Annotated in this window: 14 protein-coding genes; 11 read left to right on the top strand and 3 right to left on the bottom strand. The window is 66.0% G+C overall.

Features of this window, described 5'->3' with window-relative positions; translation table 11 throughout:
• Positions 1 to 36: 36 nt before the first annotated feature.
• On the bottom strand, positions 37 to 759 hold the full coding sequence (locus ACYVD0_RS14860) for a glycerophosphodiester phosphodiesterase (protein ID WP_460427524.1): 723 nt from the start codon (positions 757 to 759) through the stop codon (positions 37 to 39).
• Positions 760 to 1,070: 311 nt separating this feature from the next.
• Between ACYVD0_RS14860 and ACYVD0_RS14865 the strand changes: the two genes are divergently transcribed.
• The 3 genes from ACYVD0_RS14865 to ACYVD0_RS14875 are packed head-to-tail and all read left to right on the top strand — an operon-like array spanning position 1,071 to position 4,259.
• Positions 1,071 to 2,321: an ABC transporter permease gene (locus ACYVD0_RS14865; RefSeq protein WP_460427525.1), complete on the top strand. Its 1,251-nt coding sequence runs from the start codon at positions 1,071 to 1,073 to the stop codon at positions 2,319 to 2,321.
• Positions 2,314 to 3,012: an ABC transporter ATP-binding protein gene (gene lolD / locus ACYVD0_RS14870; RefSeq protein ID WP_460427526.1), complete on the top strand. Its 699-nt coding sequence runs from the start codon at positions 2,314 to 2,316 to the stop codon at positions 3,010 to 3,012. The genes ACYVD0_RS14865 and lolD overlap by 8 nt, the downstream gene beginning before the upstream one ends.
• Positions 3,013 to 3,014: 2 nt before the next feature.
• Positions 3,015 to 4,259 (top strand): ABC transporter permease, encoded by a 1,245-nt coding sequence (locus tag ACYVD0_RS14875; RefSeq protein WP_460427527.1) that lies wholly within the window; start codon positions 3,015 to 3,017, stop codon positions 4,257 to 4,259.
• A 41-nt stretch (positions 4,260 to 4,300) separates the two neighbouring features.
• Here ACYVD0_RS14875 and ACYVD0_RS14880 read toward each other — a convergent pair whose 3' ends face one another.
• On the bottom strand, positions 4,301 to 4,828 hold the full coding sequence (locus ACYVD0_RS14880; RefSeq protein WP_460427528.1) for a DUF2062 domain-containing protein: 528 nt from the start codon (positions 4,826 to 4,828) through the stop codon (positions 4,301 to 4,303).
• Between the two features lie 126 nt (positions 4,829 to 4,954).
• Here ACYVD0_RS14880 and ACYVD0_RS14885 point away from each other — a divergent pair, with 126 nt between their 5' ends.
• From ACYVD0_RS14885 to murB, 8 genes are all read left to right on the top strand, one after another.
• Positions 4,955 to 7,177, top strand: coding sequence for a ComEC/Rec2 family competence protein (locus tag ACYVD0_RS14885; RefSeq protein WP_460427529.1), 2,223 nt, complete (start codon positions 4,955 to 4,957; stop codon positions 7,175 to 7,177).
• Positions 7,178 to 7,249: 72 nt separating this feature from the next.
• Entirely contained in the window at positions 7,250 to 7,882 is a 633-nt protein-coding gene (locus ACYVD0_RS14890; protein WP_460427530.1) for a MotA/TolQ/ExbB proton channel family protein, read from the top strand.
• The gene (locus tag ACYVD0_RS14895) at positions 7,879 to 8,307 is read left to right on the top strand and encodes an ExbD/TolR family protein (RefSeq protein ID WP_460427531.1); all 429 of its coding nucleotides are present in this window, start codon (positions 7,879 to 7,881) and stop codon (positions 8,305 to 8,307) included. Before ACYVD0_RS14890 ends, ACYVD0_RS14895 begins: the two co-directional genes overlap by 4 nt.
• Entirely contained in the window at positions 8,307 to 9,308 is a 1,002-nt protein-coding gene (gene lpxK / locus ACYVD0_RS14900) for a tetraacyldisaccharide 4'-kinase (RefSeq protein ID WP_460427532.1), read from the top strand. The genes ACYVD0_RS14895 and lpxK overlap by 1 nt, the downstream gene beginning before the upstream one ends.
• A 60-nt stretch (positions 9,309 to 9,368) precedes the next feature.
• Entirely contained in the window at positions 9,369 to 9,554 is a 186-nt protein-coding gene (locus ACYVD0_RS14905; protein ID WP_460427533.1) for a Trm112 family protein, read from the top strand.
• Positions 9,551 to 10,315 carry a 3-deoxy-manno-octulosonate cytidylyltransferase family protein gene (kdsB, locus tag ACYVD0_RS14910; RefSeq protein WP_460427534.1) on the top strand — a complete coding sequence of 255 codons (765 nt, stop codon included), beginning with the start codon at positions 9,551 to 9,553 and terminating at the stop codon, positions 10,313 to 10,315. Before ACYVD0_RS14905 ends, kdsB begins: the two co-directional genes overlap by 4 nt.
• Entirely contained in the window at positions 10,315 to 10,779 is a 465-nt protein-coding gene (locus tag ACYVD0_RS14915; protein ID WP_460427535.1) for a low molecular weight protein-tyrosine-phosphatase, read from the top strand. Before kdsB ends, ACYVD0_RS14915 begins: the two co-directional genes overlap by 1 nt.
• Positions 10,776 to 11,795, top strand: coding sequence for a UDP-N-acetylmuramate dehydrogenase (gene murB, locus ACYVD0_RS14920; RefSeq protein ID WP_460427536.1), 1,020 nt, complete (start codon positions 10,776 to 10,778; stop codon positions 11,793 to 11,795). The genes ACYVD0_RS14915 and murB overlap by 4 nt, the downstream gene beginning before the upstream one ends.
• Before the next feature lie 112 nt (positions 11,796 to 11,907).
• Here murB and rne read toward each other — a convergent pair whose 3' ends face one another.
• Entirely contained in the window at positions 11,908 to 15,213 is a 3,306-nt protein-coding gene (rne, locus tag ACYVD0_RS14925) for a ribonuclease E (protein ID WP_460427537.1), read from the bottom strand.
• Positions 15,214 to 15,241: the final 28 nt, after the last annotated feature.

Genomic DNA, 15,241 nt, shown 5'->3' on the forward strand with positions numbered 1-15,241 from the left:
CCGACCGGTGGCCTGAACCGGTCGGAGGGGGCGACTTCAGCCTTTCCCAAGGGTGGCAATGGCCAAACCGGGAAAGTCTGTGATCAGGCTGTCTACCCCGAAATCGGCGAGCCGGCGCATCAGCGCCGGTTCGTTCACCGTCCATACCGATACCTGCAGCCCCACCTGTCGTGCCCTTTTCAGCCGTTCCGGGGTGCACAGAGTCCAGTTCAAGGCGAGCAGCTCGCAGCCGTGGTTGCGGGCGATCTTCACCGGGTCGAGCCACGCGTATTCGGCAACCAGGCCGCGAGACAGGCGAGGCGTCAGCCGTCTCAGGGCCCGCAGGACTTCCCGCGAGCTCGAGGTCACGGTGACCCGCTCGAACAGTCCATAGCGCTCCACCAGCTCCTGGATAGCCGTCACGGTGTGTGCCGCGCGCACCCGCGAAGCGCTCTTCACTTCCAACTGCCAATGCTCGAAGTCACATCTCTCGAAAAGTTCGGCGAGGCGCGGGATGGCGCAGGGCTGTACCCAGCCTGGGCCGCCCCGGCGGGCGTCAATGTTCACCAGTTCGGCGGCATCCTGCTCGCTGACCTTGCCGCGACGGCCGGTGGTGCGCTTCAGGGTCGGGTCATGGATGACCATCAGCTCGCCGTCGCGAGACAGGTGCAGATCGAGTTCGCAGCGTCGTACGCCATGTTCGAGACAGCGCTGGAAGCTGACCAGGGTGTTTTCCGGGGCTTCGCCCTTGGCGCCGCGATGACCGTAGATGAGGGTCACGATTATTCCTTTCGGAGCGATTCCGCTCTGCATGGTTGAGGATGGCGAAAGCTTGTCGGGAGCACGCTCGCAGGGCATGCATGATAGGCTCTGCCGCATGGTCGGAAAGGGTACCTGCCGAGCCTGTCCCCTGGCAGCGGCCGGGCAATTTCCGGTGCCATCGGTCGCTGCGATACGGTAGTATGCGCGGCGATTTCATGTCGACATGGCGTCCCCCATGGCCAGCTGCCGGCCCTGAGTGTAACAGCTAGGATCGGCCCTCAGGCCCCGCCAGGGGCGCTTCTCTTTCGCCGGCGATAACGACCTCCGCTATGTTCACACCGCTGTCCGTTTTCATCGGCATGCGTTATATGGGTGCCAAGCGTCGCAACCATTTCGTCTCCTTCATTTCGCTGACCTCGATGACCGGACTGGCACTCGGCGTGCTGGTGATGATCCTGGTGCTGTCGGTGATGAACGGCTTCGATCACGAGATGCGCACCCGGGTACTCGGCATGGTTCCTCACGCGACTATCGAAAGTCCGGTGCCAATCGACGACTGGCGCAGTCTGGCGGCGCGGGCGCAGGCCCATCCCCAGATCGTCGCGGTGGCGCCCTTCACCCAGATGCAGGGGCTTCTGACCCACAACGGTCAGGTGCAGAAGGTGCTGATCAATGCCATCGAGCCCGCGCTCGAACCGCGCGTGTCGATCATTGGCGACTTCTTTCTCCAGGGCAGCCTGGCCGCGTTGCAGCCGGGCGAATTCGGCATCCTCATCGGCGACAAGGCGGCTGCCAAGCTGGGCGTCGGTATCGGCGACCGACTCACCTTCGTCGCCCCTGAGGTGACGGTCACCCCGGCCGGCATGTTCCCGCGGATGAAGCGCTTCACTGTGCAGGGGGTCTTCCATGTCGGCGCCGGCGAGCTGGACGGCTACGTGGCCGTGGCTCATCTCGACGACCTGGGGCGTCTGCATCGCTGGAAACCCGGTCAGGTCCAGGGGCTGCGGCTCAAGCTCGCCGACCTATTCCAGGCGCCACGCACCGCCTGGGAGATCGCAGGGAGTTTGGGCGGTGAGGATTTCTACGCCCGCGACTGGACGCGCAGCCACGGCAACCTATATCAGGCGATTCGCATGGAAAAGACCATGATCGGTCTGCTATTGCTATTGATCGTCGCAGTGGCGGCTTTCAACATCATTTCCACGCTGGTCATGGTGGTCACGGACAAGAAGGGAGACATCGCCATTCTGCGCACGCTGGGCGCCACGCCGGGACAGATCATGGCTACTTTCATGGTCCAGGGCACGGTGATCGGCGTGATCGGCACCTTGATCGGCGGTGCCCTGGGCATTCTCGCCGCGCTCAACATCGGCAGCTGGATCGCTGCCCTCGAGAAGCTGCTGGGCCACAAGTTCCTCAGCGCGGATGTCTATTTCATCGACTACCTGCCTTCGCAGCTGATGGGCGAGGACGTGGCGCTGGTCTGCGGTGCAGCCCTGCTGCTGAGTTTCCTCGCCACCCTGTATCCGGCCTGGCGCGCCGCGCGCACCCAGCCCGCGGAGGCCTTGCGTTATGAGTGACACTGCTATGAAAGATCGGGCCGTTCTCAGTTGCCGCAACCTGGGCAAGCGCTACGAGGAGGGTCCGCAGTCGGTGGTGGTGCTTTCCGGCCTGGAGCTGGAGCTGCATCCGGGCGAGCGGGTGGCCATCGTAGGCAGCTCGGGCTCTGGCAAGAGCACTCTACTCAATCTGCTCGGCGGCCTGGACACGCCCAGTGAGGGCAGCGTGTGGCTGGCTGGCGAGGAGCTTTCGGCGCTCAACGAGAAGGCGCGGGGCCTGCTGCGCAATCGCGCGCTGGGCTTCGTCTACCAGTTCCATCACCTGTTGCCGGAATTCACCGCCCTGGAGAACGTCTGCATGCCCCTGCTGATCGCCCGGGTGGCGATTCCCGAGGCGCGCCAGCGGGCCGCCGCGCTGCTCGAGCGGGTCGGCCTGGGGCATCGCCTCAGGCACAAGCCGGCGGAGCTTTCCGGCGGCGAGCGCCAGCGCGTGGCGATCGCCCGTGCCCTGGCCAACCAGCCGGGCCTGGTGCTGCTCGACGAGCCGACCGGCAACCTCGACCAGCATACCGCCCAGGGTATCCAGGAGCTGATGCTGGAGCTCAGCACGTCCCTGCACACGGCCTTCCTGGTGGTGACCCACGATCCCCAACTGGCCCGGCAGATGGACCGGGTGCTGCGTCTCGAAGACGGTCGACTGGTTGCGGAGTGAGCATGTTTCGTCCCCTGGCGGTTTTCATCGGTGCCCGCTACACCCGGGCCAAGCGGCGCAATCACTACATTTCCTTCATTTCGCTGACCTCAATGATCGGCCTCGCCCTCGGCGTGCTGGCGATGATCCTGGTGCTTTCGGTGATGAACGGTTTCCAGAAGGAGATGAGCTCGCGGATTCTCGGCATGGTGCCGCATGCCGCCATCGCCGGCGTCCAGCCGGTAGACGACTGGCGTGCCCTCGCCGGGGCGGCGCTGGGGCATCCGGAGGTGCGGGCCGCGGCGCCGCTCACTGAGCTGGAGGGGATGCTGTCCTACAAGGGGACGATGCAGCCGATCCAGATCCAGGGCATCGATCCGCACGAGGAGCCGAAGGTCTCCATCGTCGCTGGCCACCTGCAGCAAGGGCACCTGGCCGACCTGGCGCCCGGCGAGTTCGGCGTGGTCATCGGCGAGATCACCGCGCGCCGCTTCGGTCTGCAGGTCGGCGACAAACTGACCCTGATTGTCCCCGAACTAAGCGATACCCCGGGCGGCATTACCCCGCGGATGCAGCGTCTCAATGTGGTCGGAATATTCAAGATCGGCGCCGAGCTGGACGGCTCACTGGCGCTGATCCATGTCGCCGATGCGGCGCAGTTGATGCGCTGGCAGCCCGAGCAGGTGCAGAGCGTGCGCCTGGCGCTGAAGGATCTGTACCAAGCGCCGCAGGTGGCGGCGGGGATCGCCGGGGAGTTCGGCGTGGGCTACCGCGCCGTCGACTGGACACAGACCCAAGGCAGCCTGTTCAGCGCCATGCAGATGGAAAAGACCATGATCGGCCTGCTGCTGCTGCTGATCGTCGCGGTGGCGGCGTTCAACATCGTCGCCACACTGATCATGGTGGTCGCCGACAAGGGAGCGGATATCGCCATCCTGCGCACTCTGGGTGCCACGCCGGGACAGATCATGGCGATCTTCATGGTCCAGGGCACGGTGATCGGGGCGCTTGGCACCTTGGTCGGGGCCGTGCTGGGGGTGATCGCGGCGTTGAACGTCAGCGAGCTGATCGCCTGGCTGGAGTCGGTCAGTGGCCAGCAGATCCTCAGTTCGGACATCTATTTCGTCAGCTATCTGCCGTCGGATCTGCAGGCGCTGGACGTGCTGCTGGTCTGCACGGCGGCCTTCGTCCTGAGCTTTCTCGCCACCCTTTATCCGTCTTGGCGTGCCGCCGGCACCCAGCCGGCCGAGGCTCTGCGCTATGAATGAAGAGGTTTGGCCGCGCACGCTTTTCCCGCCGTGCGGCTGTTTCAGCTTTCGGGTTTGCGCCGTCTTTCCTGGCGTTTCCGCCAAGTGTGGCGGACCCACCAGCGCCAGAACAGCATGGTCGCCACGTAGCCGATGATGCCGAGCACGATCCCGGTGATGAGCGAACCGACCAGAATGGGGCCCCACAGGGTGGCCAGCCGTTCGGTGATCCAGGCCATGGTCAGCTCGCTGGGCAAGGTCAGCGGCGGCGTGTCCAGAATCCAACTGCCGATCTTGTAGGTGCAGTAGAACACCGGTGTCATGGTGATGGGGTTGGTCAGCCAGACCAGGCCGATGGAAATAGGTAGGTTGGCCCGCAGCGGGATGGCCAGGCCGGCGGCGAGCAGCATCTGCATCGGGATCGGCATGAAGGCGCTGAACAGGCCGACGAGCATGGCTCGCGCCACCGAGTGGCGGTTCAGGTGCCAGAGGTTGGGATCGTGGATCAAGCTGCCCAGGAAGCGCAGGGATTTGTGTTCCCTGATGCTATCCGGATGTGGCATGTAGCGCTTAAATATGCGACGGGGCATGGCGACACTCGGCGGTTCGAAGCGCCAGTATTATGCACGCATTGATGACGGCTTGCTGTAGGTATTGTTGCAGCCAATCGCGGCCACCCGTCCCCATGAGATGCACGAACTGCGGAGTCGTTTCGAATGCTGCGCACAGGGATATTGGCGCTTGCGGCAGGCCTGCTCGTCCTGCGTTTTCTCCCGGCCCTGCCGCCTTGGTGGCTGTGGCCTCTATTGTTGTTGAGCGGAGCGGCCTGCCTGCCGTTTCGCCGCTATCTGCCAGCGCTTTTTCTCCTCGGCCTGAGCTGGGCCGGCCTGTCCGCACAATGGGCGCTGGATGGGCGTTTGCCTGCCGAGCTCGACGGTCGCACCCTGTGGCTGGAGGGGCAAGTGGTTGGTCTGCCGGAGGCGATCGACGGCACGCTGCGCTTCCAACTGGAGGGGGCGCTGTCCCGGCGTGCCGAGTTGCCCCAACGGCTGCGCCTGGCGTGGCATGCCGGGCCGGAAATCCGCGCCGGCGAGCGCTGGCGTCTGGCCGTTACCCTCAAGCGCCCGCGGGGCCTGGTCAATCCGCAAGGGTTCGATTACGAGGCCTGGCTACTGGCGCAGCGCATCGGCGCCACTGGTACGGTGAAGGCGGGGAAGCGCCTCGCACCGAGCGCTGTCGCCGGCTGGCGCGATAGCCTGCGCCAGCGCCTGAGGCAGGTCGATGCCCATGGCCGCGCAGGCGCCCTCGCTGCACTGGTGGTGGGCGATGCCTCCGGGCTGAGCGCGGCGGACTGGCACCTCCTGCAGGATACGGGCACCGTGCATCTGATGGTGATCTCCGGCCAGCATGTCGTCTTGCTCGCCGGCCTGGTCTATGGACTGGTTGCCCTGCTGGCGCGTCACGGCCTGTGGCTGCGGCGCCTGCCCTGGCTGCCCTGGGCCTGTGGCTTGGCCTTGGTCGCGGCCTTGGGCTATGGCTGGCTGGCCGGTTTCGGGGTGCCGGTGCAGCGGGCCTGCGCCATGGTCGCCATGGTGTTGCTCTGGCGCCTACGCTTCCGCCACCTGGGGCTCTGGCTGCCCCTGCTGCTGGCACTGGGTGGGGTGCTGCTGCTCGACCCCCTGGCCAGCCTGCAGCCGGGGTTCTGGCTGTCGTTCGGCGCGGTGGCGATTCTCGCCTTGGCCTTCGGCGGCCGGCTGGGCGCCTGGTCGTGGATGCAGACGCTGTGGCGCGCCCAGTGGACGACCGCGCTGGGGCTGTTGCCGCTGCTGCTGGCCCTGGGGCTGCCGGTCAGTCTCAGCGGCCCGCTGGCCAATCTGATCGCGGTGCCCTGGGTCAGCCTCGTGGTGGTGCCGCTGGCGCTGCTCGGAACCCTGTTGCTGCCCCTGCCCACGCTGGGCGAGGGCCTCCTCTGGCTGGCCGGCGCCTTGCTGGCGGCTCTGTTCTGGCTGCTCGGCGAGATCGCTGGCGCGGTGCCGGCCTGGCTGCCCCATGGAGTGCCGCTCTGGGCCTGGCTGCTGGCGGCGCTGGGTGCCTTGCTGATTCTGCTGCCGGCGGGGGTGCCGCTGCGCGCCTTGGGGTTGGCACTGCTGCTGCCCCTAAGCTATCCGCCCGAGGAGCGGATTCCGCCTGGTCGGGCCGATATCTGGCTGCTGGATGTCGGCCAGGGGCTCGCCCTGCTCCTGCGCACCCGCGAGCATGCCCTGCTCTATGACGCCGGGCCGCGCTTCGGCGATTTCGATCTGGGCGAGCGGGTGGTGCTGCCTTCGCTGCGCAGCCTCGGCGTGACCCGTCTGGATAGCCTGCTACTCAGCCATGCTGACGGCGACCACGCCGGCGGTGCCCTGGCCGTGCAGCGGGGCCTGCCTCTGGGGGAGGTTATCTCCGGCGAGGCACAGGCGCTGCCGGCGGCGCTCGCCGCCCGGCCTTGCACCAGCCAAGAGTGGCAATGGGACGGCGTGCGTTTTGCCACCTGGCACTGGGCGCCTGCCCGGGACGGCAATCAGGCTTCCTGCGTGCTGCTGGTGGAGGCCGGCGGCGAGCGCCTGCTGCTGACCGGCGACATCGATGTCGCGGCTGAGCGGGCACTGCTCGACAGCCATCCCGAGTGGCGCGCTGACTGGTTGCTGGCGCCGCACCACGGTAGTCGCAGTTCGTCCTCCCGGGCCCTGCTCGAGGCACTGGCGCCGCGAGCAGTACTGATCTCGCGCGGTTGGAGCAATTCCTTCGGCCACCCGCATCCGGAGGTCATGGCACGTTATCGGGACCTTCCGGCGGTGATCTACGACACCGCCCGCCAGGGTGCCCTGAAGTTCCGCCTGGGGGACTGGGGCAGGGCGCAGGGGCTACGCGAAGAGCCCCGCTTCTGGCGGGAAAAATGAGAACGACGGCCGTCGGCGAGCGGGTACGCTTGTGCTAGAGTTGCGCCACTTTTTTCAAGGGGATTTGCCACCGTGTGGGAGCTTGTCAAAGCGGGCGGCTGGATGATGCTGCCAATCGTTCTCTGTTCCGTCGTTGCCCTTGCCATCATTGCCGAGCGCCTCTGGACCCTGCGGCCGAGCCGGATCACCCCTCCGCACCTGCTCGGACAGGTCTGGCGCTGGATTCAGGACAAGCAGCTGAACAGCGACAAGCTCAAGGAGCTGCGCGCGAATTCGCCGCTGGGGCAGATTCTCGCGGCGGGGCTGGCCAACTCCAAGCATGGCCGGGAAGTCATGAAGGAGTGCATCGAGGAGGCGGCAGCCCGTGTCATTCACGAGCTGGAGCGCTACCTCAACGCCCTCGGCACTATCGCCGGCATCGCGCCGCTGCTCGGCCTGCTCGGCACCGTGCTGGGCATGATCGAGATCTTCAGTAGTTTCATGGGCTCCGGCATGGCCAATGCCCCGCAGCTGGCCGGCGGTATCTCCACGGCACTGATCACCACAGCCGCCGGTCTGTTCGTGGCGATTCCCGCGATGTTCTTCCATCGCTATCTGCAGCGTCGTGTCGACGAGTTGGTGGTCGGCATGGAGCAGGAGGCGATCAAGCTGGTCGAGGTGCTGCAGGGAGATCGCGAAGTCGATCTCAACGGGGGCAAGGCGTGAAATTCCGGCGTAAACCGCGGGAGAATGTCGAGATCAATCTGGCATCCCTCATCGATGTCGTATTCATCCTGCTGCTGTTCTTCGTGGTCACCACCACTTTCACCCGCGAGACCCAGCTCAAGGTCGATCTGCCCGAGACCGTCAGCGGCACGCCGCCTGAGGGTGTCGAGCCGAAGCAACTGGAGGTGCTGATCGATGTCGACGGCAGCTACTCGTTGAACGGCCAGGCCCTGATCAGCAGCGACCTGGACAGCCTGATGCGGGCCCTGCAGAAGGAGTCGGGCGGCGACAACAGCCTGCCGCTGATCATCAGCGCCGACGGCAAGACCCCTCATCAGGCAGTCATCACGGCGATGGATGCCGCGGGCAAGCTCGGTTTCGCTCGTTTGCGCATCACCACGGTCGAGGCTCAGGCGGCACCCTGATGGCCTGCGCCGACCGCCTGCTCGAGGCCTGGTACCGCGGCCATCCCGCTCTGATTCTGCTGCGCCCGTTGGAGGTGTTGTTCCGGCGTGTGGTGCTGCGCCGCCGGGAGCGCTTTCTGCGCGGCGAGGGAGATATCTACCGGGCGCCGGTGCCGGTTCTGGTGGTTGGCAACATCACCGTCGGCGGCACCGGCAAGACCCCGCTGATTCTCTGGCTGATCGAGGCCTGTCGACGCCGTGGTCTGCGCGTCGGGGTGGTCAGTCGCGGCTACGGTGCCAAACCGCCGCGCTTGCCCTGGCAGGTCGGCGCCGATCAGTCGGCCGAGCAGGCCGGTGACGAGCCGCTGTTGATCGTCCAGCGCAGTGGCGTGCCACTGGCGATTGACCCGGATCGTCCACGGGCCGTGCAGGCGCTGCTCGAGGCGCAGCCCCTCGACCTCATCCTCTGCGACGACGGTCTGCAGCACTACCGCCTGGCCCGCGACCTGGAGCTGGTGCTGATCGATGCGGCCCGCGGTCTCGGCAATGGCCATTGCCTGCCGGCCGGCCCTCTGCGCGAGCCGGCCGAGCGTCTGGGCTGCGTCGATGCCGTGCTCCACAACGGCGCCAGCAAGGATCCGTTGGGTGCCTATGCCCTCACCCTCCAGCCCAGTGCCCTGGTTCATCTGGCCAGTGGCGAGCGCCGGCCGCTGGATCACTTTCCGCCTGGAACGGTCCTGCATGCCCTGGCTGGCATCGGCAATCCCCGGCGTTTCTTCGCCACGCTCGAGGCGCTACACTGGCGCCCAATTCCGCATGCCTTCGCCGACCATGCCCGCTACAGCGCGGAGCAGCTACGCTTCAGCCCAGCGCTGCCAGTGGTGATGACGGAAAAGGATGCGGTGAAATGCCGGGCCTTCGCCCATGCCGATTGCTGGTATCTGGCCGTCGATGCCATGCCTTCGCCGGCTTTTGCGGACTGGTTCGACGCGGCTCTCACCCGCCTGCTGGCGTCGCGCTGAGTGCTCGGCCCCTGCCAGGCGCGTGCCGCCGGCTTTCCATTGCCTTCCCAGGATTTCACCATGGACCCCAAACTACTCGACATTCTCGCCTGCCCGATCTGCAAGGGGCCACTGAAGCTGGCCGATGACAAGTCCGAGCTGATCTGCAAGGCTGACGCCCTGGCCTTCCCGGTGCGCTCCGGCATCCCGGTTATGCTGGAAAGCGAGGCGCGAACCCTCAACGTCGACGAGCGCCTGGATAAATGAGCAACGCCTTCAGCGTGGTGATCCCCGCCCGCTATGCCTCCAGCCGTCTGCCCGGCAAGCCGCTGCAGGACATCGCCGGCAAGCCGATGATCCAATATGTCTGGGAACAGGCCCGCCGAAGCGGGGCGCAGCGGGTGGTGGTGGCCACCGATGATGCGCGCATCGAGGCGGCCTGCCAAGCCTTCGGCGCCGAGGTGCTGCTGACCCGTGTCGAGCACAACTCCGGGACCGATCGGCTGGCCGAGGTGGCCGGCCGGCTCGAGCTGGCCGATGATGCTATCGTGGTCAACGTGCAGGGCGACGAGCCGCTGATTCCGCCGGCGATCATCGATCAGGTAGCGGCTAACCTGGCGGCCCATCCAGAGGCGGCCATCGCCACTCTGGCCGAGCCGATCGAAACCGCCGAGGCCCTGTTCAACCCCAACGTGGTGAAGGTATCGAGCGACATACACGGCCTGGCCCTGACCTTCAGCCGTGCGCCGCTGCCCTGGGCGCGGGATGCCTTCGCCGCTAGCTGCGGACGCTTGCCGGCCGGCATTCCTTATCGCCGCCATATCGGCATCTATGCTTATCGCGCGGGCTTTCTCCATGATTTCGTCGCCTGGGGGCCGTGCTGGCTGGAAAACGTCGAATCCCTGGAGCAGTTGCGCGCGCTCTGGCATGGCGTGCGCATCCATGTGGCAGACGCCCTGGAGGCACCGCCGGCTGGTGTGGATACTTCGGAAGATCTGGAGCGCGTGCGGCGTATGCTGGGGGCCTGATGCGCATCCTGTTCGTCTGTCTCGGCAACATCTGTCGCTCGCCCACCGCCGAGGGGGTATTCCACCAGCGGGTACGCGCGGCGGGGCTGGCGGAGCGCATCCGTATCGACTCGGCTGGCACCGGCGATTGGCATGTGGGCAAGGCGCCGGATGCCCGTACCCGCCGGGCGGCCCGCCTGCGCGGCTACGATTTGGATGCCCTGCGCGCCCGTCAGGTCTGTCGGGAGGACTTCTCCCGCTTCGACCTGATCCTCGCCATGGACCGCAGCAACCTGCAGAACCTGCAGGTCTTGCGCCCGAGTGATTCGGTCGCCGAACTGGATCTCTACCTGCGCCGCTACGCGCTGGAAGAGGATGAGGTGCCGGATCCCTATTACGGCGGCGAAGAGGGGTTCGAGCGGGTGCTCGATCTCCTCGAACGCGCCAGCGACGAGCTGCTCGCCGAGATCCGGAGGCGCCTGTGAGCCTGCAGATACAGGAAAACCTTTCCCTCATGCCGTTCAACACCTTCGCCCTCGAGGCGCGGGCGTGGCTATTCACCGAGGCCCATGACGAGACCGAGGTGCGCGAAGCGCTGGCGTTGGCCGCCGACCGTGGGTTGCCGCTACTGGTGTTGGGTGGTGGCAGCAACCTCCTGCTGACCCGGGATGTCGAGGCGCTGGTGCTGCGCATGGCCAGCCGTGGCATGCGCCTGCTGGCCGACGACGGCGAGCGGGTGCTGATCGAGGCGGAGGCGGGCGAAGCCTGGCATCCCTTCGTGCTACACACACTGGAGTTGGGGCTGGCGGGACTGGAAAACCTCAGCCTGATTCCCGGCACCGTGGGGGCCGCGCCGATGCAGAACATCGGTGCTTATGGCGTGGAGCTCAAGGACGTGTTTGCCGGTCTCAGTGCCCTCGACCGGCAGAGCGGCGAGCTGCGCGAGTTCGCCCCCGAGGAGTGCGCTTTCGGCTACCGTGACAGCCTGTTCAAGCGCCAGGCCGGACGCTGGCTGATCCTGCGTGTGCGCTTCGCTCTGCAGCGCACGCCACGATTGCATCTGGATTACGGTTCGGTGCGCCAGTGGCTGTCGGAACAGGGCGTGGTATCGCCGACACCCATGGACGTCAGCCGGGCGATCTGCGCCATCCGCCGGGAAAAGCTACCCGATCCCGCCGTGCTGGGCAATGCCGGTAGCTTTTTCAAGAACCCGGCGGTCTCTGCCGAACAGGCCGAGCGCCTGCGCGTCCAGTATCCCGACTTGGTCGCTTATCCGCAGGCCGGCGGCGTGGTGAAGCTGGCAGCCGGCTGGCTGCTCGAGCGGGCTGGCTGGAAGGGTTATCGCGACGGTGATGCCGGCGTGCATTGCCTGCAGGCGCTAGTGCTGGTCAACCATGGGCGAGCGAGTGGCAGACAGATGCTGGCATTGGCCGAACGCATCCGTGAGGACATCGGGAGGCACTTCGGCGTGTCTCTGGAGATCGAGCCCTGCGTGATCTGAGCCAGGGCTCGGATGCCGCTTCCGGCGCCACTTACGAAAACGAAAAAGGGGATGCACTGCATCCCCTTTTTCGTTGCGGGCCGGCGTGAAAGCCGGCTCGAGGTTTCCGACCTTAACCGGCCGTCTGATCCTGCTTGTTGGCCAGCTTCTTCTCTGCGGTTTCGTCCTTGGCCTCGGCTTCCTTGGTCCGGGGCTCGGCAGCTTCTTCGCTTTCCTCCCAGGAAGCGATTTTCGCTTCGTTGGAGTCGCTTTCCGGCTGCTCGATGGCCGGCTGGAGATCGAGCGTCTGCTGCTCTTTCCGTGCGGCAGGCAGTTCGTCCTCCACCTGGACGACCAGTTGCTCGAGTGGATTTTCGCCTGGCTCCTCCGCCGAGACGGGGGGCTGGACTTCCGGCTGGATCAGCTCGAACGGGGCTTCGATCGGCTCTGGAGCCGCCATGGGTTCTTCGGGTTCAGGCCGAGCCTGCTCGCTCGGCACCTCGACCGACTCAGCGACCGGAAGGGGAGCCTCGTTTACAGCCTGAGGCTGCTCAAGCGGGACTTCGACCTTTTCCTGTGCTGCTTCCTGCGCAGCGATTTCGACGACGAGCTCAGCCTCGGGTTGTGTCTCGATCACCGGCGCTTCGGCAGCCACTGTGGTGGTTTTCGCGGCCTTTGCCGCCTCGGCGGCCTCGCGCTTGCGGCGACGGACCTCGCGCGGATCGTTGGCGGCGCGAGCAGTGCTGCGTGGTACCTCGACCGGCGCCTCGGCGATCGGTGCGGGCTCCTTGGGTGGCAGTGGGGACGCCTGCGGCGCTTCGCTCACGCCGACTGCCGGCTCCTCGACTTTGGCGGGCTGCGGCTGCTCAAGCCGGGCGGTGAGATCCGGCATCTCTGCAATACTGGCCTCGACTTCAGGTGCGGCAGTGATAGTCATGCTGGGTGCTTCGCTTTCCACGGCGACGGGCTTTTCGGTGAGCGGGGCGATGCCGACAGGTGCTTCCATGGTGATCTCGTCAGCCTGACTCTGCACAGCGTCCGTGGCCGTGGAGACTGCTGCGGCTTCGCTTTCTTCGCTGCCCTCGATCTCATTTCCCAGGCTGTCGCGCTGGCGCTCGCGACGATTGCTGCGGCGACGCTGGCCGCGGGAGCGCCGGCGGGGGCGTTCCTCGCCGCTGGCTTCCAACTCTTCTTCCTGGGCTTCCTCGCTGGGCAGGGCCTCTTCTTCGGGAGCCTTCAGCTCGCTCAACTGGCGTTCTTCATGCGGATGACGCTCTTCCCTCTGGGGTTGTCCCTCGCGCGGCACGCGGGCAGGGCGCTCTTCCCGCGGACTTTCCTGGATATCGAGCGGCTCGCGCAGTTCGCGGCGGCGCTCCTCGCGGGGCGGGCGCTCGCGGCGGCTCTCCCGCGGCTCGCGGGTTTCCATGGTTTCTGCGGGCTGGCGTTCCTCGCGCGGAGCACGCTCTTCGCGAGGCGGGCGCTCGCGGCGGCTTTCCCGCGGCTCCCGCGTTCCCACGATTTCGATGGGCTGGCGCTCTTCACGCGAGGCGCGTTCCTCGCGGGGCTGGCGTGGCATGCGCTCTTCGCGCGGCTTGCGTTCTTCGTCGCGGCCATTGCGGCTTTCGCGGCGGCGGTTCTGCTGGCGGCTGCTGCGACGCTCTTCGCCGCTGCGCGACAGGCGCTCTTCGACCAGCCTCTCGGCCGCGATGGGTTTGGCGGTTTCCTTGCCGGCGAACAGGCTGACCAGAGACTTCACCAGTCCCTTGAACAGGTTGAGCTCCAAGGCAGGGTGAGGGGCTGCTGCCGGCACCGCCGGCAGTTCGACCGGGACCGGCACCAAGGCGTTGCGCTGCGGTGCAGTCTTGACCGCGGCTTCCTGGCGTACCAGGGTGCGGGTGGCGCTGACCAACTGGACCTCTTCCACTTCCGCCGGGGTCATTTCGTAGCTCGACTGGGTGCTCTGCGCTTCCGAGCTGTCATCGCGCAGGCGCTGCACTTCGAAGTGCGGCGTTTCCAGGTGATCGCTCGGCAGGATGACAATACGCACGCGGGTGCGCAGCTCGATCTTGGTGATGGAGTTGCGCTTCTCGTTGAGCAGGAAGGCGGCGACCGGGATCGGTACCTGGGCGCGCACTTCAGCGGTGCGGTCCTTCAAGGCCTCCTCCTCGATCAGGCGCAGGATCGCCAGGGACAGGGATTCAACGTCGCGGATGATGCCCTGGCCGTTGCAGCGTGGGCAGACGATGCCGCTGGTCTCGCCGAGGGACGGGCGCAGGCGCTGACGGGACATTTCCAGCAGACCGAAGCGCGAGATGCGGCCGATCTGCACGCGCGCGCGGTCGGCTTCCAGGCACTCGCGCATGCGGTCTTCCACGGCGCGCTGGTTCTTCGCCGGAGTCATGTCGATGAAGTCGATGACGATCAGGCCACCGATGTCGCGCAGGCGTAGCTGGCGGGCGATCTCCTCGGCTGCTTCCAGGTTGGTCTGCAGCGCAGTTTCCTCGATGTCGCCGCCCTTGGTAGCGCGCGCCGAGTTGATGTCGATGGATACCAGGGCTTCGGTCGGGTCGATGACGATGGAGCCGCCGGACGGCAGCTTGACTTCGCGCTGAAAGGCGGTCTCGATCTGGCTCTCGATCTGGAAGCGGTTGAACAGCGGTACGCTGTCTTCGTAGAGCTTGATCTTGCTCTGGTACTGCGGCATCACTTGGCGGATGAAGCTCAGGGCCTCTTCCTGGGCTTCCACGCTGTCGATCAGCACTTCGCCGATATCTTGGCGCAGATAGTCGCGGATAGCGCGGATGATGACATTGGATTCCTGGTAAATCAGGAAGGGGGGAGAGCGATCCAGCGAAGCTTCCTTGATCGCGGTCCACAGTTGGACCAGATAGTCGAGGTCCCACTGCAGTTCTTCGCTGGAGCGACCGAGGCCGGCGGTGCGCACGATCAACCCCATGTCGCCGGGAACGTCGAGACCGTTCAGGGCTTCACGTAGCTCGTTGCGCTCCTCGCCCTCGATACGCCGGGAGATGCCTCCAGCTCGCGGGTTGTTCGGCATCAGCACCAGGTAGCGGCCGGCGAGGCTGATGAAGGTGGTCAGGGCTGCGCCCTTGTTGCCGCGCTCTTCCTTCTCGACCTGAACGATGACTTCCTGGCCTTCGGAGAGCACTTCCTTGATGTTGATGCGGCCTTCGGGAGTCTTCTTGAAGTACTCGCGGGAGATTTCCTTGAGGGGGAGAAAGCCATGGCGCTCGGCGCCAAAATCGACGAACGCCGCCTCGAGGCTGGGCTCGACGCGGGTGATGCGGCCTTTGTAGATATTGGCCTTCTTCTGCTCGCGGGCGCCCGATTCGATGTCCAGGTCGTAGAGACGTTGGCCGTCGACCAAGGCAACACGCAACTCCTCGGGCTGAGTTGCGTTAATCAGCATTCTTTTCATGTAGTACCGTTCAGTTTCCGGGCTGCCG

Source organism: Azotobacter armeniacus (genome assembly GCF_054779355.1).